Here is a 21,185-nt window from a genome sequence, read left to right as displayed (position 1 = left end):
TTTATCTCTTAATTATTTTAATTAAGAGATAAAGGCAATATTAATATATTATTAGCAAAGGTTGATAATATATAAATTTATTGGTTTTTGCTGATTATATTATTATTTGAATTGATTGTTGAAAGAAAAATAGTCGAGATAACTATTGAAGAGATAAATAATATTGTAAATCCAGCAATGATTTCTTCAATGCCAACACCTAAATAAATAGTATAAAAAAGGATGATCATAGTAATAAAGACATAAATCCCTGACTGCATACCCAAAGTATAAAGAGAGTTTTTTGAATGTAATCCCAAATAAGAGAAAAAAACAGGTTGCATAATGGTATTAGCTAAAAATACCATAATTGTGAATAGTAAATAGAGTATGCCAGAATTTATCATAATGCCAAGTAAACAGAATCCGAGGGAAAATAATTGCATGATATTACCTACCATGATTCTTTTGGTTAAAAGTGCGGATTTAATGATTTTCATGATGCCAATTGCACAAGGGAACCATATAATCAGTAATATGATATACATTTGAATCATGTTAATATGTTCAAAATATTTTGTTCGCATTGCTGGCATAATCATTAGGGATAGAAAAAAGCAAACATTGATGATAACTAAACTGGAAAAGGCAAAGAAAATAACTAATTTATTGGTTGTTTTCACAGAATCTTTAATATCCTGTTTTTGTTTTTTTAAATTATAGCTTTTAAAGCCAGTGAAATAGATAATTGAAGCAATAGAATAAATAAAAGCAGCAAAAAAATCTGCTGATGTACGGGAATTTAAACCTAAAAGAGAGAAAATAACAGGGATTAAAAATGGCAGGCTTAATAACGCCAAGCTTAAAATAGAAAAATCACTATTCGTTTTCTTTTCATTGCCTGCGGTTATAAGAATATTTCTTCCCATTATAACAATAAATCCACTTATTACTCCCCATAATATTCTATGCGGAGTATCCAGCCAAACTGGAATAAATATTGTTTCTTTTGCAAAGAGAATGCAGTTTATCGTTGTTAGTAATAAAAAGAAGCCAAAAATATTTCTTTCAAAAAAAGCAATATTCATTTTTCGAATAAAAAAGGATACGGTCATACATCCCAGAGATAACCCCAATAAATAGGAAAAAACAGGAATATAAGCGTTTAAAATCATGCTTCCATCTTTAAGCACGGTATCTACCCAAATCATCAGGCCAGATGAGCCAGTAATATTTGCGGCACTTAATAGTATACTTAGCACAACAGCTCTATTGTTAAACATGGTGATGATTTTCCTTATTTAGTGCTTATTTTTGCCATTCTATTAATCTCATTATGCTATTATTGATCTTGAAGAAAAGGATATAGTCATTTTTCATATTAATATCAATATCATCAACTAAAGTTGTTTAAAAAAGTGATTTTAACACTGAATTATTATTGATTAAATAACTTGATTTAAGACGACGTCTTTACGGCGGGGAGCAGTCACGATCCTGTTTACATGACAGAGTGAACTTAATAGTGGCAATATTTGATTTGATACGACGACTTAGCTGGTAAAGGTAATTATCCCTGATTTGGGAAGGGTTGAGTTTTCTGCTGTTGCCAGCGAGGATAACTAATAATTCCTTTAAAAAGAGATAATAATTATGGCAAAGATAGGTATTTTTGTTGGTACTGTTTATGGTAACGCGCTTGCTGTCGCAGAAGAAGCACAGCAGATCCTTGAACAACAAGGTCATGATGTAGAAGTCTTTGAAGAAGGGGAGCTGGAACAGTGGCAATCCTATCTTGATCAAATGGTTTTAGTTATCACTTCAACAACCGGGCAAGGGGATTTGCCTGATAATATTCGGCCTCTTTACTATGCTTTGCGAGATGAGCAGGGGTATCAGCCAGAATTACGCTATGGCGTGATCGCTTTGGGTGATAGCAGTTACGAGAATTTTTGTGGTGGTGGCCGCACTTTTGATGAGTTGCTTCAAGAGCAAGGAGCAATAAGAATCGGTGAAGTTTTGATGGTGGATGCAGTGGAAGAAGCTGAACCGGAAGTTTTTGCTCAGCCTTGGATCAGGCAATGGGGAGAATTAATTGAATAATTACAATACACCGCTTATATCGAATAGGATATAAGCGGTGTAATTAATAGAACTGTTTTATTTACGGGTTAGTTTTTCCAGATCGGCTTCAATCTCGGCAATTTTGTTGGCAACAACGTGTTCAAGATGACGTAGGTCATCGAGGATTTTGTGTTTCAAGTCGATTTCTACTTGGTCACGTTTGCAAATCTGATCCAACTCTTCAATCACATAACGCAGGTTGGTATTGATTTCGTTGATCTCTTTGTATCCTTGCTCTGCATTGTTTGCAGTCACAGTTTTGCGCTGGCGCGGATATTTGAATTTCACGCTTTTAGCAAAGAATTCACCTTTATCCTTACGAAAATAGATTTTCAGAATATCGTTGTTAGCTTCTTGACGCAGACTATAGCGGTCAATTTCTTCGGGATATGTGATCCCCAGACTCTTTAAGTTATCGTACATGGCACCACCTTAAGGGTATTTTTCCCAGTAGGTTATTCTATGCGTCATTTTGAATCCGGATCGTCTCCGAATACCTTACGTACTCTGTATATGTTTCGGAGCGTACACGTTGTCCGTATTCAAACTGCTTATATTAATAACACTAACTGAGGTCGGTAATGATGATAAAAAGCAAAAAAATAGCGGACTTATTTATTATCCGCTATTTTAAAGTTTAATCTATCGATCTGAGTAGTTCATTAATGCCCACTTTTCCTTGTGTTTTGGCATCCACTTTTTTGACAATGACAGCACAATACAGGCTGTAACTACCATCTTTTGATGGGAGGTTGCCAGAGACAACAACAGAACCCGCAGGGACTCGACCATAATGGATTTCTCCTGTTTCACGATCATAGATTTTGGTGCTTTGACCAATATAAACACCCATTGAAATCACTGAACCCTCTTCGACAATCACACCTTCTACAATTTCAGAACGGGCACCAATAAAGCAGTTGTCTTCAATAATGGTTGGGTTCGCTTGCAATGGTTCTAATACGCCGCCGATGCCGACACCACCAGATAAATGGACATTTTTACCAATTTGGGCACAGGAGCCGACTGTTGTCCAAGTATCTACCATTGTTCCTTCATCAACATAAGCGCCGATGTTGACATAGGAAGGCATCAGTACGCAGTTACGGGCAATAAAGGCCCCTTGACGTGCTGCCGCAGGAGGCACTACACGAAAGCCCTCTTTTTCAAATCTTGTCTGATCATAGTCAGAGAATTTCATCGGGACTTTATCGAAATAACGGCTTTCTGTGCCATCGATGATCTGATTTTCATTAATACGGAAAGAGAGCAGTACAGCCATTTTTAGCCATTGATGAGTGACCCACTGACCGTCAATTTTCTCTGCAACGCGCAGTTTTCCACTATCCAGCAGGTTGATGACTTGAGTAACAGCATCACGTGTTTCATGGTTGACAGTTGCTGGAGTAAGCGTTGCGCGGTTTTCAAATGCACTTTCGATAATGGATTGTAATTGCTGCATTGCATCGGTTCCTTGGTTATCGTCCGAATCATGGGCTTATACCCGTCATCTTTCAAGTTGCCTCTTTGTTGGCTGCACTTACTCACCCCGGTCACAGAGTTATCTCTGCTCCCGGGGATTCGCTCCCTTGCCGCCGCGATGCATCTTGAAATCCATTGGGTATATATTGAGTTATATTTTATCCTTTGGATTTAGGGTTGCTGTCAACCTTTCTGATAATTCTTCTCTGACTTTTTTATTTAATGCTTTATGGTCTTTATCCGCCAGAACGAAAAAATCTTCGACACGTTCACCGATGGTGGTGATATGTGCACCATGCAGTGAAACCCCCATTTCGGCGAAAATATTACCGACCCTTGCCAGCAACCCCGGTTGATCCAGGGCAAATAGTTCCATATAGGTTCGTCGTTCGTTATGGGTAGGTAAGAAGGTGACTTTTGTTGGTACGTTGAAGTGACGCAGTTTGGTTGGCAATTTTCGTGTTTTCGGTGTTTTGGTATGGGGAGCTAGAACAACTTGTAAAAGTGCGTTACGTATTATTTCATGGCGATCTGATGCTAAAGGATGACCATTGGGTTCCAGTACCACGAAAGTGTCCATTGTCATACCATCACGATTGGTAAAGATCTGAGCATGATGAACACTCAGGTTACGTCTATCCAGTTCGCCGACAACCGCCGCAAACAGGGAAGGACGATCTACGCTCCAGATAAAAATTTCTGTACCGCCGCGGGTTGGCTTGGTACTTATTAGTATCAGTGACTCTTGAGAATCATGCTGCACGAGATGGTGGGCGTGCCAGGCAAGTTGTTTTGGCGTATGCCGAAGAAAATAATCTGCATGACAACGACTCCAAAGCTGATGAAGCTTCTGTTCGTTAATATTATCTTGGCGCAACAGAGCAAGTGCCTGAAAACGGTTATGTCGGATGCGTTCCCGAAAATCTGGCGTATTTCCCTGGCGCAATTGATTCTCTGTAGAGAAATAGAGTTCCCGTAACAAACTTTGCTTCCAACTATTCCATAGGTTGACATTGGTGGCGCAGATATCAGCGACTGTCAGGCAGATCAGGTAACGTAACCGGGTTTCATTGAGGATTTGATGGGTAAATTGCTTGATGATCTCTGGATCCTGAATATCTCGCCGTTGAGCTGTGACTGACATTAATAGATGATGACGAACTAGCCAGGCTACCAAATCAGCTTCTCGTGAGTTAAGCCCATGTTGCAGTGAAAACGCTAGCGCATCGTCAGCGCCAAGTTCAGAATGGTCGCCGGTACGCCCTTTGGCGATATCATGAAATAGTGCAGCAAGATGTAGAAGCTCTGGTTGAGGCAGACGAGGGTATAGCTCAACACAGAGTGGATGGGCTGGACGATTATTTTCATTGGCAAAACTTTCCAGTTTTCTCAGTACGCGGATGGTATGTTCATCCACGGTATAGGCGTGAAACAGATCAAACTGCATCTGACCGACGATATTGCCCCAAAGCGGTGTGTAAGCGCCAAGGACACTGTGGCGATGCATGGGTACAAATGCGCTTTCAACTGCTCTTGGGTGACGTAGGATGTCCATAAAGATTTGGCGAGCTTCCGGTAATTCACACAATGGCTGAGACAAGTTGCGGCGTGCATAACGGAGGTGGCGTAACGTAGTAGAATAAATACCTTGAACTTCTTCATGTTCCGCCATGCGATAAAACATTCGCATAATAGCTGCGGGTTCTTTGATAAACAGGGTTTCATCGATGAGATCAATAAGTTGCCCCCGTAGCTGGAATTCACTATCCAGCGAGCGGGATTTTTCATTGGTTTCCAATGCCAGAATGGCTTCATCAAACAGTTGCAGTAGCATATTGTTAAGTTCGCTAACGCGGCGTGTCATCCGGTAGAAATCTTTCATCATTCGTTCTACCGGTTGATTACGTTCTCCGTGATAGCCTAGTAATTGAGCAATACTGAACTGGCGATCAAATAACAGGCGATTATCATAACGATTGACTACCAGATGAAGAGCAAAGCGGATACGCCAAAGGAAGCTTTGGCATTCATTTAATTCATTACGTTCTTCTGCTGTCAGGAAACCAAAATCGACCATTTCATCTATGGAGGTTGCACCAAAATGGCGGCGGGCAACCCATAGTAAGGTATGAATGTCTCGCAATCCTCCGGGGCTGCTTTTGATATCAGGTTCCAGGTTATAACTGGTGCTGTGATAGCGCTGATGGCGTTCGTGTTGTTCGACAATTTTGGCATCAAAGAATTCAGTGGAAGGCCAAAAACCATCACTGAAGGTATGTCGCTGTAATCGAAGAAAAATGGAGGAATCGCCACAAATTAACCGTGATTCGATTAAATTCGTCGCAATAGTCAGATCTGATAACCCTTCCAGCAAACACTCTTCAAGTGTGCGAACACTGTGGCCGACTTCCAGTCGGATATCCCATAGTAAAGTGATAAATTGCCCGACATTTTGAGCTTGAGGCGGTGTGAGTGGTTGTTCACTGAGTATCAGCACGTCAATGTCAGATAGCGGATGCAGTTCCCGCCGGCCATATCCGCCGACGGCAATCAATGAAAGTGATGAAATTTTATCAAATCTATAGGCATACCATAATTGCTGTAACAACTGGTCTATGTAATCACTGCGTGCAGAAATCAAGGCTTCTGCGGAAATACCCGCTTTAAATGCATGTTCCAGCCAAAGCTGAAATTCTTCGAGGTGCTGTTTCAACACAGGGTAGCGAAGATCTTCACTAGAAAAATCAGCGGGGGAAAGTGGTGGAATAGGGGCTTGAATTGTGGCGATATCTGCTGACATAAGTATAAACCTATGAGAAAGGCGAATCATAACAGTCAGATTACTGAGAAAGTAGGGTGTTGAACAAGGGGATATTGCGGAGGAGAGATGAGTAGCCTTGTATGATTTCAACAAGGCTTCATCGTTTACTGTTTTAATTATTCATTTACTAATACTGAGGAAAGTGCTGGCTCTTCTTCTTTACGCAATGTCATGATTTCACAGCCGTTATCAGTAACAACAATCGTATGTTCATACTGTGCAGACAGGCTGCGGTCCTTGGTTTTGACTGTCCAGCCATCTTTCATGGTACGGATGTGGTAGTCACCGGTGTTAACCATTGGCTCAATAGTGAAAGCCATCCCTTTTTGCAGAACAACACCACTATCATCTGCATCATAGTGCAGTACTTGTGGTTCCTCGTGGAAGCCTGCGCCGATGCCGTGACCACAATATTCACGGACCACAGAAAAATCGTTGGCTTCAACAAATTGTTGGATGGCTCTACCGAGGGTGCGCAGACGAATACCGGGCTTCACCATTTTCAAGGCTAGATAGAGGCTTTCCTGAGTGATGCGACACAAGCGCTCACCCTGAATGGTTGGTTTACCAACTATGAACATTTTTGATGTATCACCGTGGAAGCCCTCTTTGATGACAGTCACATCGATATTAACAATATCGCCATCTTTCAAGGTCTTATCATCACTAGGGATACCATGACACACTACGTCATTAACAGAGATACAAACAGATTTTGGGAAACCGTGATAACCAAGGCAGGCAGAGACAGCCTGTTGTTTATTGGTAATGTGATCGTGACAGATACGATCTAATTCACCTGTTGTTACACCGGGTTTGACGTAAGGTTCAATAATTTCTAACACTTCCGCCGCCAGCCGACCGGCGACGCGCATTTTTTTAATATCTTCAGAGGTTTTAATTGAGATTGCCATGAAACTTATCCATTCAAAACCAGCGAATCTGCTGGTTGTCTGTTTTTCAACAAGGAAAAAATTATTGAACTAATGGTATCAGCCTACAGAATATCTGCCAATAACAGTTGGCAGCCCTATTTCCCTCGTTACCTTTATTTACCCATCAAGAATACCGTTCGTAACCGGGCTTTTCTTTTCACATTGAGCTATCAGAAAATGGCAACAAAAGTTGGTGTCTTAGGCGGGTTTATGATATAAAGCGCGCCGGCGTTCTATGTCTTTGCCACTGAGGCAAAACAGAGTGGCGTTAAACATACTCACTGTGTAAATAACACACACGGGTCGGCACATACACCGGGGTGCTCTCATGCAGAACATGCAGCTAAAGAGTCGGTGTTATGGGGCTCGTGGAGGCATAACCCCAACTTAATATTTTACAGAGGTTTACAATGGCAACTGTTTCCATGCGCGATATGCTGCAAGCGGGCGTTCACTTCGGTCACCAGACTCGTTACTGGAACCCAAAAATGAAACCATTCATCTTTGGTGCTCGTAACAAAGTGCATATCATCAACCTGGAAAAAACTGTTCCAATGTTCAACGATGCGTTAGCTGAACTGAACAAAATTGCTTCACGCAAAGGCAAAATTCTGTTTGTTGGTACTAAGCGTGCTGCGAGCGAAGCGGTTAAAGAAGCAGCTCAGAACTGTGATCAATTCTTCGTTAATCACCGTTGGTTGGGCGGTATGCTGACTAACTGGAAAACCGTTCGTCAATCCATCAAACGTTTGAAAGATTTAGAAGCACAGTCTCAGGACGGTACTTTTGACAAACTGACCAAGAAAGAAGCGTTAATTCGTTCTCGTGAACTTGGTAAGTTAGAAAATAGTCTGGGCGGTATCAAAGATATGGGCGGCTTACCTGATGCTCTGTTTGTTATCGATGCTGAACATGAACACATTGCTATCAAAGAAGCAAACAACCTGGGTATCCCGGTATTCGCTGTTGTTGATACTAACTCTGATCCAGATGGTGTTGATTTCATCATCCCTGGTAATGATGACGCAATCCGTGCAGTAAAACTGTATCTAGGTGCTGTTGCTACTGCTGTTCGTGAAGGTCGTTCTCAAGATCTGGCTGTTCAGGCAGAAGAAAGCTTTGTAGAAGCTGAATAATAAGGCAAGCTCATTATTGAGCCCTTATTAACCAGGTATTGAAATATATTGGTTAGGGGGGCCTGTTATGGCCCCCTTTTACGTATCTGATATAAGAACTATCCATGCGGAATACTCTCTTCCTGCGGGATACATCGAGGAATAAAACAAATGTCTGGAATTACCGCTGCTTTGGTAAAAGAACTGCGTGAGCGTACTGGCGCAGGTATGATGGAATGTAAAAAAGCGCTGGTTGAAGCTAATGGTGATATCGAATTAGCGATTGACAACATGCGTAAATCAGGTCAAGCGAAAGCGGCTAAGAAAGCTGGCCGTGTTGCTGCTGAAGGTATCATCTTGGCGGAAGTGGCTGCTGATGGCAAATTCGGCGCTCTGGTTGAGCTGAACTGTGAAACTGACTTCGTTGCCAAAGATGCAGGCTTCATCGCTTTCGGTAAAGAAGTTATGGCAACAGTATTGGCTGATAAAATCTCTGATATTGAAACTCTGAAAGCTAAGTTTGAAGAACAGCGTACTGCACTGGTTGCTAAGATCGGTGAAAACATTAACATTCGTCGCGTTTCTGTATTAGAAGGTGAACAACTGGGTACTTATCTGCATGGTGCACGTATCGGTGTTCTGGTTGCGGCTGAAGGCGCTAATGAAGAGCTGATTAAGCATGTGGCTATGCACATCGCCGCAAGCAAGCCAGAATATGTTAACCCAAGTGATGTACCGGCTGATGTTGTTGATCGTGAGCACCAAATCCAACTGGATATCGCAATGCAGTCTGGCAAGCCACGCGAAATCGCAGAGAAAATGGTTTCTGGTCGTATGAATAAATTCACTGGTGAGATTTCTCTGACAGGTCAGAATTTCGTGATGGATCCAAGCAAAACAGTTGGCGATCTATTGAAAGAAAACAATGCTACAGTGACCAGTTTCATCCGTTATGAAGTGGGTGAAGGTATTGAGAAAGTTGAGACTGATTTCGCAGCAGAAGTTGCTGCAATGAGTAAATAGTCTTAATTTTTACAAACAGGGCCGCCAAATGGCGGTTCTGTTTTATCTAATCTAAACCGCCTATCCCAGTAGGTGTTGAGTTTTTGCATCTGGCCAGAATGGCCCGGATGTATGTAAATCCCCCAATATACTTTTCTGCTTAGGACAGAACATCATGGCAACCAATGCAAAACCCGTATATCAGCGTATCCTGCTTAAACTCAGTGGAGAAGCCCTGCAAGGTGCAGAAGGTTTTGGTATAGATGCCAGCGTGTTAGATCGCATGGCTCAGGAGGTCAAAGAACTGGTTGAGTTAGGCGTAGAAGTCGGTGTCGTCATTGGCGGTGGTAATCTGTTTCGTGGTGCTGGCTTGGCAGAAGCAGGGATGAACCGTGTAGTCGGCGACCACATGGGCATGTTGGCAACAGTGATGAATGGTCTGGCAATGCGGGACGCATTACATCGCGCCTATGTGAACGCCCGTCTAATGTCTGCGATTCCTTTAAATGGCGTTTGCGATAACTATAGTTGGGCAGAAGCAATTAGTTTATTACGTCATGGTCGTGTTGTTATTTTCTCTGCGGGTACCGGCAATCCGTTCTTTACTACAGATTCGGCAGCGTGTTTGCGTGGTATTGAGATTGAAGCAGATGTTGTGCTAAAAGCAACTAAAGTAGATGGTGTTTATTCGGCTGATCCGGCTAAAGATTCGGAAGCGGTATTGTTCGATAAGCTCTCTTACCAGCAGGTATTAGAGCGTGAATTGAAAGTTATGGATTTGGCGGCATTCACGTTGGCTCGTGATCACAGCTTACCCATTCGCGTATTTAACATGAATAAGCCGGGAGCGTTGCGTCGTGTGGTAATGGGAGAAAATGAAGGCACCCTGATTTTTCACGAGTAATGTTCAAAGACACCAGAGATGTTTGGCGGTATGATGAGTCGCCTGATACGCCAAATTTAACAAACATGGTCATAATAGCTTATGGCTTTAAAACAACCAGTTCCCAAGGGTTTGTAACGTGATTAATGAAATCAAAAAAGACGCACAAGACCGTATGGAAAAGAGCGTCGAAGCACTTAAAAACCAAATCAGCAAGGTTCGTACTGGCCGAGCTTCTCCTAGTCTGCTGGATGGTATCATTGTTGAGTATTATGGTGCACCAACGCCTTTGCGTCAGCTTGCTAACGTCATCGCTGAGGATGCGCGTACCTTGGCTATCACGGTATTTGATCGTACTATGACGCCGGCGATTGAAAAGGCAATCATGGCTTCTGATTTAGGGCTGAATCCATCTTCTGCGGGGACAACAATTCGTGTTCCTTTACCACCATTGACAGAAGAGCGTCGTAAAGATCTGATTAAGGTGGTTCGTAGCGAAGCTGAGCAGGGGCGTGTCTCTGTACGTAATATTCGTCGTGACGCTAACGACAAAATCAAAGCACTGCTGAAAGACAAAGAGATCAGTGAAGATGATGAGCGTCGTGCGCAGGATGATATTCAAAAGCTGACGGATAATTTCATCAAAAAAGTTGATGAAGCTTTAACAAAGAAAGAAGAAGAACTGATGGAGTTCTAATCTCTTTCATGAGATATATACCTTATGGATTTCAAGATGCTTCGCGGCGGCAAGGGAGCGAATTCCCGGGAGCAGAGATAACTCTGTGACCGGGGTGAGTGAGTGCAGCCAACAAAGAGGCAACTTGAAAGATGACGGGTATATCAAGCGCCGCTATCTTGTGGCGCTATTTTTATTCGGCATTTCTCTGAGGTCATGAGCGTTCATAGCCAGGCGAATCAGACAAGTATCAATACACATCAAATAAAACAATTCAGAGCATCAGTATGAAAAGGTTGACCATCCTTGGTTCCACAGGTTCCGTGGGCAAAAGTACACTTACTGTAGTTCGCAATAATCCTGATAAATTCAAAGTAACAGCGCTTGCCGCTGGAAAAAATATCCAAGTTATGGCTGAGCAATGTCTGGAGTTTCGGCCTCAATATGCTGCAATGGCAGATGAAGTTTCCGCAAAAGAGTTGCGTCAGCTGCTTATTGAACAAGGTTGTAAAACCGAGGTATTTTTCGGGGAACAGGCTGCGTGTGATTTGGCTGCTTTGAATGATGTTGATCAGGTTATGTCTGGGATTGTTGGTGTGGCTGGTTTATTGCCAACGCTGGCTGCCATCCGGGCGGGTAAACAGATTTTACTTGCTAATAAAGAGTCGCTGATCACCAGCGGTCGGTTTTTTATGGATGCTGTAGCGAAACATAATGCTCAATTATTACCCATTGACAGTGAGCATAATGCTATTTTCCAGAGCTTACCAGAGGTAATACAACGAAACCTTGGGCGCGGAGATCTAAAACAATATGGAATTGCTAATATCATTTTGACAGGATCTGGCGGGCCTTTTCGTCATACCCCTTTAGAGCAATTAGCTTTTGTAACACCGGACCAAGCTTGTGCTCATCCGAATTGGTCGATGGGGCGTAAGATTTCGGTAGATTCTGCGACAATGATGAATAAGGGTCTGGAATATATTGAGGCGTGTTGTCTGTTCAATGCATCTGCTGCGGAAATGGAAGTGGTAGTTCATCCTCAGTCAGTTATTCACTCTATGGTCCGTTATCAGGATGGCAGCGTTATTGCTCAATTAGGAACACCGGATATGTGTACACCCATTGCCTATGCAATGGCATACCCAAATCGTATTGCTTCTGGTGTTGAACCTCTTGATTTTTATTCTTTAGGTACACTGACGTTCTCGAAACCAGATTATGAACGGTATCCATGTTTGAAACTGGCTATTGAAGCTTGCCACGCAGGTCAGGCTGCAACGACGGTGTTGAATGCAGCGAATGAAGAAATCGTTAAGATTTTTTTACAAAATGGAATCTCTTTCACAGATATTGCAATTATAAACCGGCAGGTTGTAGAAAAACTAAATTTGTCGGAACCTCAGAGCATTGAGGAAGTCTTACAGATTGATAATCTCGCAAGAGATTTAGCCATAAAGACTATTCGTTCATTTATCAGATAGTCTTTGATTGGCAAATGGGTATTTGTCCGCATTTTTACCTGATGGTATAGTTTGCGTATAACTGTTGGTTGATATAATTAACGGTTCAGATTTTGGAAGTTCTCTTCCGGATAATTAGGCTTTTACCCAGGCCGTGGATACCAGACACGGCTTTTTTATGTTTGGATGCCTGAACATGTAAGAGAATTACCCTGACCAGCAAAGGATTAATTGAGTGATATTATCCAGCGATCATCATCAGAACGATTTATCGTCATTATTACCTAAACATGTTGCCATTATTATGGATGGTAACGGCCGTTGGGCAAAGAAACGAGGGAAATTAAGAGCCTTTGGTCATCGTGCAGGGATTAAAGCGGTACGTAGTGCGGTGAGTTTCTCGGCTAAACATAACATTGAGTCACTGACGTTGTACGCTTTCAGTAGTGAAAACTGGAATCGGCCGGAACAAGAAGTCAGCTCTTTAATGGAATTATTTATTTTTGCACTAGATAGCGAAATCAAAAGCTTACATAAGCATAATATTAGATTATCTGTTATTGGTGATATCGGCCGCTTCAGTGAGCGTTTACAGGATCGAATCCATCGCTCAGTTAAGTTGACCGCTAATAATACGGGTCTGCAACTTAATATTGCTGCAAATTATGGTGGTCGTTGGGATATTGTTCAAAGTGTTCAGAAAATTGCTCAGCAGATTAAGGATAATTCTCTTGAGCCACAGGATATTACTGAAGAATTAGTTAATAATTATATGAATCTAAGCCAGCAGCCTCAGGTGGATTTGGTCATCAGAACCGGAGGTGAACATCGTATCAGTAATTTTCTGTTATGGCAGATAGCTTATGCAGAATTCTATTTTACCGATATACTCTGGCCTGATTTTGATGAAAACGTTTTTGAAGGTGCAATTAATGCCTTTGCCAAAAGAGAACGCCGGTTTGGCGGAACAATACCAGACGATGCCGATGTGGGATCATAGGAGGAACTCTTGCTGAAGTACCGCCTTATAACGGCTGTTATATTAATCCCTCTTGTGATTGCCGCCCTGTTTTTGCTGCCACCAGTAGCGTTTGGGCTGGTGATTATTGTTGTTTCAGCCCTTGCTGCATGGGAATGGGGGCAATTTGCTGGCTTATTTAACCAAAAGAAACGAGCTATTTTGGCAGTTCTGTTTGCTATTGGTTTATTGGCCTTACAATATACTCTGCCAGATTTCACTGATTTGATTGGACAACCACAAATCACTTTTATCCTATGGGGGGGAATGATTTGGTGGATTGTCGCGACGCTTCTGGTTGTTACCTATCCTTCTTCCGCTGTAATTTGGAAGAGATCCATTTTATTGCGCCTTTTGTTTGGTGTCCTGACATTAGTGCCATTTTATTGTGGAATGATGGTGTTACGGACTCAGGGATATGATGATAATTCATATTATGGTGCATGGTGGTTGCTGTATGTCATGTTGCTAGTGTGGGGAGCGGATTCCGGTGCTTATCTCTTCGGACGTACTTTAGGTAAACGTAAAATGGCACCGAAAGTTTCTCCAGGAAAAACGTTGGAAGGATTAATGGGGGGGGTAATGACAGCGGCCATTATTTCATGGTTGTTTGGAAAATATGCTCCAGTACCTGCAATGCCTGAAAAACTCATGTTGTGCTCTGCTATTGTTGTTATCGCTTCTGTATTTGGTGATTTGACTGAGAGTATGTTCAAACGTGAATCGGGTATTAAGGATAGCAGCCAGCTAATTCCGGGACATGGCGGTGTTATGGATCGTATTGATAGCCTGACGGCTGCGATACCTGTTTTTACTGGCCTAATGTTGCTGGTATTTTGATCTCTATGTTTGACGGCGTTTGAAGAATATGATGGGAATTCTCTGGAATCTGGCGGCTTTTATTATTGCGCTAGGGATATTGATCACTGTGCATGAGTTTGGCCATTTTTGGGTGGCCAGAAAGTGTGGTATTCACGTTGAACGTTTCTCCATTGGTTTTGGTAAAGCTCTATGGCGGCGTACAGATCATCAAGGAACTGAATATGTTATAGCCCTTATTCCACTGGGGGGATATGTGAAAATGCTTGATGAGCGTGTTTCACCTGTTTCTCCTGAACACCGTCATATGGCATTTAATAATAAAACACTTGGTCAGCGTGCTGCGGTGGTCAGTGCCGGGCCAATTGCTAACTTTTTATTGGCGGCTGTGGTTTATTGGTTGGTGTTTATTATTGGTGTGCCAGCAATACGTCCTGTTGTTGCGGATATCAAACCAGATTCTATCGCTGCGCAAGCAAATATTTCATCGGGAATGGAACTAAAATCCGTAGATGGTATCGAAACGCCTGATTGGAATTCAGTTCGTTTTGCTCTGGTAGGTAAGATAGGTGACGATAACATGACTGTTCAGGTTATTTCTCCAGGCTCATCATATTCGGTGGAGAAAACTCTGGATTTGCAGCAATGGAGCTTTGATCCGGATAAACAGGATCCTGTGTTGTCATTAGGAATTATGCCCGTCGGTCCTCGTTTGGATTCTCTGGTGGAAAAAGTTATCCCTGGCTCCGCAGCAGAAAAAGCGGGTTTGCAAAAGGGGGATAGGATAGTTAAAGTCGGTGACCAGGAAATAGATGTTTGGCATACTTTTACATCCTTTGTCAGCAATAATCCAAATGTCCCGCTGGAACTTTCCGTGGATCGGGCTGGTCATATTATTTTTCTCTCTATGACGCCGGAAGCAAGACAACAGTCTGGTGGCAGGAAAGTTGGTTTTGCCGGTGTGGAACTGCGAGTTGTGCCATTAGCCGATGAATACAGAATCGTTCAGCAATACGGGCCTTTCTCTGCCATGTATCAGGCAGGAGAGAAGACTTGGCAACTGATGCGATTAACTGTCAGTATGATTGGTAAGCTGATCGTTGGTGATGTGAAAATTAACAACCTGAGTGGGCCTATCTCTATCGCTAAAGGGGCAGGGGTGTCGGCTGATTCCGGCTTGGTGTATTATTTGATGTTTTTGGCGCTAATAAGTGTCAATCTTGGGGTTATTAATTTGATCCCATTACCTGTGTTAGATGGTGGACACTTGCTCTTCTTGTTTATCGAAAAGATAAAAGGTGGGCCAGTTTCCGAGCGTGTACAAGACTTCAGCTATCGCATCGGTGCCATAGTACTGGTGTTATTGATGGGGCTTGCACTTTTCAATGATTTCTCCCGTTTTTAAAGCGGAAGACTAGTTAGGAAGACGCATTACAACGATGGCGATGAAAAAGTTACTCATAGCGTCGCTGCTGTTTGGCAGCGCCACTGCATACGGTGCAGACGGATTCGTAGTTCAGGACATTCACTTTGAGGGTCTTCAACGCGTCGCCGTAGGTGCAGCATTACTGAATATGCCAGTTCGCGTAGGTGATACGGTCAGCGATGAAGATATCGGTCGTACCATTCATGCACTATTTGCTACTGGTAACTTTGAAGACGTTCGTGTCCTGCGTGATAGCAATACACTTATTGTTCAAGTAAAAGAACGGCCGACTATTGCCAGCATCACTTTCTCCGGCAATAAATCGGTGAAAGATGACATGTTGAAACAAAACCTTGAGGCATCTCATGTTCGGATCGGCGAAGCCCTTGACCGCACGATGCTGTCCAATATCGAAAGAGGGTTGGAGGATTTCTATTACAGTGTGGGTAAATACAACGCCAGTGTAAAAGCGGTTGTTACGCCACTTCCACGTAACCGTGTCGATTTAAAACTGGTTTTCGCTGAAGGTGTCTCGGCAAAAATCCAGCAAATTAACATTGTTGGTAATAAATCATTTTCTTCTGATGAGTTATTGAATCGTTTCCAACTTAGAGATGATGTGCCGTGGTGGAATTTGACTGCCGATCAGAAATATCAGAAACAAAAACTGACTGGTGACCTTGAAGCATTGCGCAGTTTTTACCTTGATCGCGGTTATGCCCGTTTTAACATTGATTCGACTCAAGTCAGTTTGACGCCAGATAAAAAAGGTATTTATGTCACGATAAATATAACTGAAGGTGATCAATACAAAATATCAGGTATTGACCTGAACGGTAATATGGCGGGTTATCAGTCAGAAATTACTAAACTGGCTGCCATTGAGCCTGGATCTCTGTATAACGGGACTCAGGTGACTAAAATGGAAAATGACATCAAGAACTTGCTTGGTCGCTATGGTTATGCTTACCCACGAGTGATGACGCAACCTGAAATCAATGATCAAGGCAAGACAGTAAAACTGCATGTCAATATTGATGCAGGTAACCGTTTCTATGTTCGTAAAATTCGTTTCTCTGGTAATGACACCACTAAAGATTCTGTTCTGCGTCGTGAAATGCGTCAGATGGAAAGAGCATGGTTAGGAAGTGATCTGATTGAACTGGGTAAAGAGCGCCTTAACCGTTTGGGTTATTTCGAAACGGTAGATGTTGAAACTCAGCGTGTACCAGGCAGCCCTGATCAGGTAGATGTTGTTTATAAAGTTAAAGAGCGTAATACCGGCTCTTTGAACTTTGGTGTTGGTTTTGGTACAGAAAGTGGCGTTAGTTTCCAGATTGGTGCTCAGCAGGATAACTGGTTGGGTACAGGTAATTCTGTGGGGGTTAATGCCAGTAAGAACGATTATTCAACCTATGCAGAGCTCTCCTTCACTGATCCGTACTTCACGGTTAATGGTGTGAGCCTTGGTGGTCGGGTATTCTACAACGATTTCAGGGCTGATGATGCTGAATTATCCGGCTATACTAACCAAAGCTACGGTATAGATGGTTTCCTCGGTTTTCCGATTAATGAAAATAACTCTCTGCGTTTTGGATTAAATTATGTTCATAACTCGCTGTCTGATATGCTTCCGCAGGCTGCAATGTGGCGTTATTTGAATTCCATGGGAGAGAAACCAGATTATAAAAGTAAAGCTGAGTTCAAAGCAGATGACTTTGCTTTGAATGTAGGTTGGACATATAACAACCTTGACCGTGGCTTCTTCCCAACATCCGGTGTGAAATCGACGCTGAATGGTAAAGTGACTATTCCTGGTTCGGATAACGAATTCTATAAAGTAACTTTTGATACCTCTGCGTATTATCCGATTAATGACGATCGTACTTGGGTGATTTTGGGGCGCAGCCGTTTAGGTTATGGTGATGGATTAGGTGGTAAAGAGTTACCATTCTATGAAAACTTTTATGCAGGTGGCTCCAGTACGGTTCGTGGTTTCCGTTCTAACAATATCGGCCCTAAAGCGATTTATATGAATGGAAAAGATGACCCTAAGAAAGATAGCCCATCTCGCGATGCCGTGGGGGGGAACGCAATGGCGGTAGCCAGCCTTGAGTTGATTACTCCGACGCCATTCCTTGATAGTAAGTATTCGAATTCTGTCCGAACTTCATTCTTTATTGATTCAGGTACGGTTTGGGATACTTATTGGAATGATTCTGCTGCGATGAAAGGCAGTGGTATACCTGATTACGGTAAACCAGGTAATATCCGCGTTTCAGCGGGTATTGCATTGCAATGGGTGTCTCCTTTAGGTCCACTGGTGTTCTCTTATGCTAAGCCGATCAAAGATTACGAAGGTGATAGATCAGAGCAATTCCAATTTAATATTGGCAAAACCTGGTGATAATGCGTTTTTATCTTATTATTGATAGAGCAAGCTCTGAAATCGTAGGTTTCAGAGCATTAACTAAGTTTTCCAATAGGTTACAGATAGCGTGGTTTAAGGAGTTTATAGTGAAAAAATTGTTGTGTGCAGCAAGCTTTGGTATTGCATTAGCTTTCTCTGTTGGTGCTCAGGCAGCAGACAAAATTGCCGTTGTAAATGTTGGTGAGATTTTCCAGCAGCTGCCAGCCCGCGAAGCTGTTGTGAAGCAGTTGGAAAATGAGTTTAAAAACCGCGCATCTGAATTGCAACGGATGGAAACTGACTTGCAGTCCAAGATCCAGAAATTACAGCGTGATGGCTCCACTATGAAATCCAGTGAACGTACTAATCTGGAAAAAGAGGTGATGGCTAAGCGTGAAGAATTTGCCAAAAAAGCCCAAGCTTTTGAACAAGATCATCGTCGTCGCGAGATGGAAGAACGCAACAAAATTCTAAGTCGTATTCAGGACGCAATCAAAGTGGTTGCTGGCAAAGAAGGCTATGATGTCGTTATTGATGCGAATGCTGTTGCTTATTCAGTATCTGGCAAAAATATTACTACAAGTGTATTGAAACAGGTTAAATAACAAATGTCTTCAATTCGATTGGCTGATTTAGCTCAGCAGTTGAATGCACAATTACATGGTGATGGCGATATTGTTATCACCAGTATTGCACCAATGCATTCGGCCAATGGCGAACAGATCACTTTTTTGTCTGACAGTCGTTATCGTGAACGTTTGGGTGAATGTCAGGCTGCCGCTGTCGTTCTTCAGGCGTCAGATCTTCCTTATTGCAATATTCCAGCGTTGGTTGTCGCCAATCCTTATCTGGCATATGCCTATATGGCTCAGATTATGGATACAACACCGATTCCCGCACAGGATATTCACTCTTCTGCGGTGATTTCACCTCAGGCAACTTTGGGTAAAAACGTTGCTGTCGGAGCCAATGCGGTTATCGAATCTGGCGTTGTTCTTGGCGACAATGTTGTTATCGGTGCAGGCTGCTTTATTGGTAAAAATACGCGTATTGGAGCAGGAAGCCGTCTTTGGGCGAATGTCTCTGTTTATCATAATGTTGAAATGGGTGAACAGTGTTTGATCCAGTCAGGAGCAGTGATTGGGTCTGATGGTTTTGGCTATGCGAATGATCGTGGCAAGTGGGTTAAAATCCCTCAATTAGGTTCAGTCATTATTGGTGACCGAGTTGAGATTGGTGCCTGTACAACTATCGATCGAGGAGCTTTAGATAATACCATTATTGGCAATGGCGTCATTATCGATAACCAGTGTCAGATTGCGCATAATGTTATCATTGGTGACAATACGGCGGTTGCTGGCGGTGTGATCATGGCCGGTAGTCTGAAAATTGGTTGTTACTGTATGATTGGTGGTGCCAGTGTCATTAATGGGCATATGGAAATCTGTGATAAGGTAACAGTCACGGGGATGAGTATGGTGATGCGGCCTATCACTGAACCTGGTGTATACTCCTCTGGGATTCCAGCACAACCAAATAAAGTTTGGCGTAAGACGGCAGCTTTAGTCATGAATATCAATGAAATGAATAAACGTCTTAAGTCAATGGAGAGTAAGCTGGAAGACGAAAACGAGTAATTGCACTATATTTAATTGTACTATATTTAATTGCACTATATTTTTGGTTGTGTCTTATTTTGCGGCCTGCCTGGGAACTCTGGATTTGGGGTTTAAGCGGGCCGTGTCGTTAATACAATTAGTCCTTTTGACAGGAAGAGTATTTAGATGAGTGATAATCATACTCTGCACATTGAAGAAATTTTAGATCTACTTCCACATCGTTATCCGTTTTTATTAGTGGATCGCGTGCTTGATTTTGAGGAAGGTAAATTCTTACGTGCAGTAAAAAACGTATCTTTTAACGAACCCTTCTTTCAGGGGCATTTTCCCGGCAAACCTATTTTCCCAGGTGTTCTGATCCTTGAAGCTATGGCACAGGCCACCGGAATCCTGGCATTTAGGAGTGTGGGCAAGCTAGAGCCAAATGAGCTCTATTATTTTGCCGCTATCGATGGTGCCCGCTTTAAACGCCCGGTAGTGCCTGGGGATCAAATGATATTAGAAGTAGAATTTATTAAGGAGCGTCGAGGGGTTGCGCGTTGTAGAGGCGTAGCGAAAGTCGATGGAGAAATAGCTTGCGAAGCAGAAATGATGTGTGCTCGCCGTCGTGAGGTTTAGTCCATGATTGATGAAACCGCTTATATACATCCCAGCGCTATTGTAGAAGATGGTGCGGTTATTGGTGCCAATGTTCGTATTGGGCCGTTTTGTTGTATTGGCTCTCAGGTTGAAATTGGCGAAGGTACAGAGCTGAAGTCTCATGTTGTTGTCAATGGAATAACCAAAATCGGCCGTGATAATCAGATTTTTCAGTTTGCTTCTATTGGTGAAATGAATCAGGACCTGAAATATCACGGTGAACCAACCCGAGTTGAAATTGGTGATCGTAACCGTATCCGCGAAAGTGTCACCATTCATCGTGGCACTGTGCAGGGTGGCGGTGTAACGAAAATCGGTAATGATAATTTGTTGATGGTTAATGCCCATATTGCTCATGACTGTATTGTCGGTGACCGTTGTGTCATTGCTAATAATGGTACTTTGGGGGGGCATGTTATCTTGGGTGATTATGTCATCATTGGTGGTATGAGTGCGATTCATCAGTTTTGTCAGATTGGCTCTCATGCTATGGTGGGCGGGTGTTCCGGTGTGGTACAGGATATTCCGCCATACGTTATTGCTCAGGGGAATCATGCAACACCTTTTGGCACTAATGTCGAAGGCTTGAAACGCCGTGGTTTTGATAAAGATTCATTGAATGTAATTAGAAATGCGTACAAGATTTTGTATCGTAATGGAAAAACGTTAGAAGAAGCACAACAAGAAATTGCTGAGCTGGCTGAAAATAATCAGCATGTAAAAATTTTCAGCGATTTTCTGGCAAATTCTACCCGCGGCATCGTCCGTTAAGTA

19 protein-coding genes are annotated in these 21,185 nt (G+C 42.6%); 14 read left to right on the top strand and 5 right to left on the bottom strand.

All coding sequences use genetic code 11. From position 1 onward, the window contains the following. Window positions 1–77: 77 nt before the first annotated feature. Window positions 78–1,262, bottom strand: a complete 1,185-nt coding sequence (locus AACQ38_RS02780; protein WP_165577357.1) for a hypothetical protein — start codon at window positions 1,260–1,262, stop codon at window positions 78–80. Between the two features lie 370 nt (window positions 1,263–1,632). Here AACQ38_RS02780 and AACQ38_RS02775 point away from each other — a divergent pair, with 370 nt between their 5' ends. Continuing rightward, complete coding sequence (locus AACQ38_RS02775; protein WP_011145043.1) at window positions 1,633–2,082, top strand: flavodoxin; 450 nt, start codon at window positions 1,633–1,635, stop codon at window positions 2,080–2,082. Window positions 2,083–2,139: 57 nt separating this feature from the next. Here AACQ38_RS02775 and AACQ38_RS02770 read toward each other — a convergent pair whose 3' ends face one another. The 4 genes from AACQ38_RS02770 to map all read right to left on the bottom strand — a co-directional run bounded on the left by AACQ38_RS02770 (window position 2,140) and on the right by map (window position 7,320). Next, window positions 2,140–2,526: a DUF3461 family protein gene (locus AACQ38_RS02770; RefSeq protein WP_011145044.1), complete on the bottom strand. Its 387-nt coding sequence runs from the start codon at window positions 2,524–2,526 to the stop codon at window positions 2,140–2,142. A 214-nt stretch (window positions 2,527–2,740) separates the two neighbouring features. After that, the gene (gene dapD / locus AACQ38_RS02765) at window positions 2,741–3,565 is read right to left on the bottom strand and encodes a 2,3,4,5-tetrahydropyridine-2,6-dicarboxylate N-succinyltransferase (protein ID WP_113025512.1); all 825 of its coding nucleotides are present in this window, start codon (window positions 3,563–3,565) and stop codon (window positions 2,741–2,743) included. Window positions 3,566–3,736: 171 nt separating this feature from the next. Continuing rightward, window positions 3,737–6,385 (bottom strand): bifunctional uridylyltransferase/uridylyl-removing protein GlnD, encoded by a 2,649-nt coding sequence (gene glnD, locus AACQ38_RS02760; protein ID WP_165577356.1) that lies wholly within the window; start codon window positions 6,383–6,385, stop codon window positions 3,737–3,739. 137 nt (window positions 6,386–6,522) lie between these two features. Next, on the bottom strand, window positions 6,523–7,320 hold the full coding sequence (gene map / locus AACQ38_RS02755; protein ID WP_011145047.1) for a type I methionyl aminopeptidase: 798 nt from the start codon (window positions 7,318–7,320) through the stop codon (window positions 6,523–6,525). Window positions 7,321–7,751: 431 nt separating this feature from the next. Between map and rpsB the strand changes: the two genes are divergently transcribed. The 13 genes from rpsB to lpxA all read left to right on the top strand — a co-directional run bounded on the left by rpsB (window position 7,752) and on the right by lpxA (window position 21,182). Further along, the gene (gene rpsB / locus AACQ38_RS02750; protein WP_011145048.1) at window positions 7,752–8,477 is read left to right on the top strand and encodes a 30S ribosomal protein S2; all 726 of its coding nucleotides are present in this window, start codon (window positions 7,752–7,754) and stop codon (window positions 8,475–8,477) included. A gap of 150 nt (window positions 8,478–8,627) precedes the next feature. Then, on the top strand, window positions 8,628–9,479 hold the full coding sequence (tsf, locus tag AACQ38_RS02745; protein ID WP_011145049.1) for a translation elongation factor Ts: 852 nt from the start codon (window positions 8,628–8,630) through the stop codon (window positions 9,477–9,479). 154 nt (window positions 9,480–9,633) lie between these two features. After that, entirely contained in the window at window positions 9,634–10,362 is a 729-nt protein-coding gene (gene pyrH, locus AACQ38_RS02740) for a UMP kinase (protein WP_011145050.1), read from the top strand. Window positions 10,363–10,480: 118 nt separating this feature from the next. Beyond that, the gene (gene frr / locus AACQ38_RS02735) at window positions 10,481–11,038 is read left to right on the top strand and encodes a ribosome recycling factor (RefSeq protein WP_011145051.1); all 558 of its coding nucleotides are present in this window, start codon (window positions 10,481–10,483) and stop codon (window positions 11,036–11,038) included. A 266-nt stretch (window positions 11,039–11,304) separates the two neighbouring features. Then, window positions 11,305–12,501 carry a 1-deoxy-D-xylulose-5-phosphate reductoisomerase gene (gene ispC, locus AACQ38_RS02730; protein WP_011145052.1) on the top strand — a complete coding sequence of 399 codons (1,197 nt, stop codon included), beginning with the start codon at window positions 11,305–11,307 and terminating at the stop codon, window positions 12,499–12,501. 283 nt (window positions 12,502–12,784) lie between these two features. Continuing rightward, window positions 12,785–13,480 (top strand): (2E,6E)-farnesyl-diphosphate-specific ditrans,polycis-undecaprenyl-diphosphate synthase, encoded by a 696-nt coding sequence (ispU, locus tag AACQ38_RS02725; protein ID WP_242685507.1) that lies wholly within the window; start codon window positions 12,785–12,787, stop codon window positions 13,478–13,480. A gap of 9 nt (window positions 13,481–13,489) precedes the next feature. Beyond that, a complete protein-coding gene (cdsA, locus tag AACQ38_RS02720) occupies window positions 13,490–14,338 on the top strand; it encodes a phosphatidate cytidylyltransferase (protein WP_165577355.1) in 849 nt (282 codons plus the stop codon). Between the two features lie 28 nt (window positions 14,339–14,366). Beyond that, complete coding sequence (gene rseP, locus AACQ38_RS02715) at window positions 14,367–15,722, top strand: sigma E protease regulator RseP (protein ID WP_207631769.1); 1,356 nt, start codon at window positions 14,367–14,369, stop codon at window positions 15,720–15,722. Window positions 15,723–15,756: 34 nt separating this feature from the next. Next, window positions 15,757–18,150: an outer membrane protein assembly factor BamA gene (bamA, locus tag AACQ38_RS02710; RefSeq protein WP_011145056.1), complete on the top strand. Its 2,394-nt coding sequence runs from the start codon at window positions 15,757–15,759 to the stop codon at window positions 18,148–18,150. Window positions 18,151–18,260: 110 nt separating this feature from the next. Then, the gene (skp, locus tag AACQ38_RS02705) at window positions 18,261–18,758 is read left to right on the top strand and encodes a molecular chaperone Skp (protein ID WP_011145057.1); all 498 of its coding nucleotides are present in this window, start codon (window positions 18,261–18,263) and stop codon (window positions 18,756–18,758) included. A 3-nt stretch (window positions 18,759–18,761) separates the two neighbouring features. Further along, entirely contained in the window at window positions 18,762–19,790 is a 1,029-nt protein-coding gene (gene lpxD / locus AACQ38_RS02700) for a UDP-3-O-(3-hydroxymyristoyl)glucosamine N-acyltransferase (RefSeq protein ID WP_011145058.1), read from the top strand. 147 nt (window positions 19,791–19,937) lie between these two features. Further along, window positions 19,938–20,390, top strand: a complete 453-nt coding sequence (fabZ, locus tag AACQ38_RS02695; protein WP_011145059.1) for a 3-hydroxyacyl-ACP dehydratase FabZ — start codon at window positions 19,938–19,940, stop codon at window positions 20,388–20,390. A gap of 3 nt (window positions 20,391–20,393) precedes the next feature. Beyond that, on the top strand, window positions 20,394–21,182 hold the full coding sequence (lpxA, locus tag AACQ38_RS02690; RefSeq protein ID WP_011145060.1) for an acyl-ACP--UDP-N-acetylglucosamine O-acyltransferase: 789 nt from the start codon (window positions 20,394–20,396) through the stop codon (window positions 21,180–21,182). The last annotated feature ends 3 nt before the right edge of the window (window positions 21,183–21,185 follow it).

Source organism: Photorhabdus sp. RW14-46 (assembly GCF_963887965.1).
Classification (GTDB): domain Bacteria; phylum Pseudomonadota; class Gammaproteobacteria; order Enterobacterales; family Enterobacteriaceae; genus Photorhabdus; species Photorhabdus laumondii.
This window is presented reverse-complemented; position numbering and strand designations above follow the sequence as displayed.

What these genes read in the sequence shown, in the direction of transcription:
- AACQ38_RS02780 (WP_165577357.1), bottom strand. Translation starts at nt 1,262, where the DNA reads ATGTTTAACAATAGAGCTGTTGTGCTAAGTATACTATTAAGTGCCGCA.
- AACQ38_RS02775 (WP_011145043.1), top strand. Translation starts at nt 1,633, where the DNA reads ATGGCAAAGATAGGTATTTTTGTTGGTACTGTTTATGGTAACGCGCTT.
- AACQ38_RS02770 (WP_011145044.1), bottom strand. Translation starts at nt 2,526, where the DNA reads ATGTACGATAACTTAAAGAGTCTGGGGATCACATATCCCGAAGAAATT.
- dapD (WP_113025512.1), bottom strand. Translation starts at nt 3,565, where the DNA reads ATGCAGCAATTACAATCCATTATCGAAAGTGCATTTGAAAACCGCGCA.
- glnD (WP_165577356.1), bottom strand. Translation starts at nt 6,385, where the DNA reads ATGTCAGCAGATATCGCCACAATTCAAGCCCCTATTCCACCACTTTCC.
- map (WP_011145047.1), bottom strand. Translation starts at nt 7,320, where the DNA reads ATGGCAATCTCAATTAAAACCTCTGAAGATATTAAAAAAATGCGCGTC.
- rpsB (WP_011145048.1), top strand. Translation starts at nt 7,752, where the DNA reads ATGGCAACTGTTTCCATGCGCGATATGCTGCAAGCGGGCGTTCACTTC.
- tsf (WP_011145049.1), top strand. Translation starts at nt 8,628, where the DNA reads ATGTCTGGAATTACCGCTGCTTTGGTAAAAGAACTGCGTGAGCGTACT.
- pyrH (WP_011145050.1), top strand. Translation starts at nt 9,634, where the DNA reads ATGGCAACCAATGCAAAACCCGTATATCAGCGTATCCTGCTTAAACTC.
- ispC (WP_011145052.1), top strand. Translation starts at nt 11,305, where the DNA reads ATGAAAAGGTTGACCATCCTTGGTTCCACAGGTTCCGTGGGCAAAAGT.
- ispU (WP_242685507.1), top strand. Translation starts at nt 12,785, where the DNA reads ATGGATGGTAACGGCCGTTGGGCAAAGAAACGAGGGAAATTAAGAGCC.
- rseP (WP_207631769.1), top strand. Translation starts at nt 14,367, where the DNA reads ATGATGGGAATTCTCTGGAATCTGGCGGCTTTTATTATTGCGCTAGGG.
- bamA (WP_011145056.1), top strand. Translation starts at nt 15,757, where the DNA reads ATGGCGATGAAAAAGTTACTCATAGCGTCGCTGCTGTTTGGCAGCGCC.
- lpxD (WP_011145058.1), top strand. Translation starts at nt 18,762, where the DNA reads ATGTCTTCAATTCGATTGGCTGATTTAGCTCAGCAGTTGAATGCACAA.
- fabZ (WP_011145059.1), top strand. Translation starts at nt 19,938, where the DNA reads ATGAGTGATAATCATACTCTGCACATTGAAGAAATTTTAGATCTACTT.
- lpxA (WP_011145060.1), top strand. Translation starts at nt 20,394, where the DNA reads ATGATTGATGAAACCGCTTATATACATCCCAGCGCTATTGTAGAAGAT.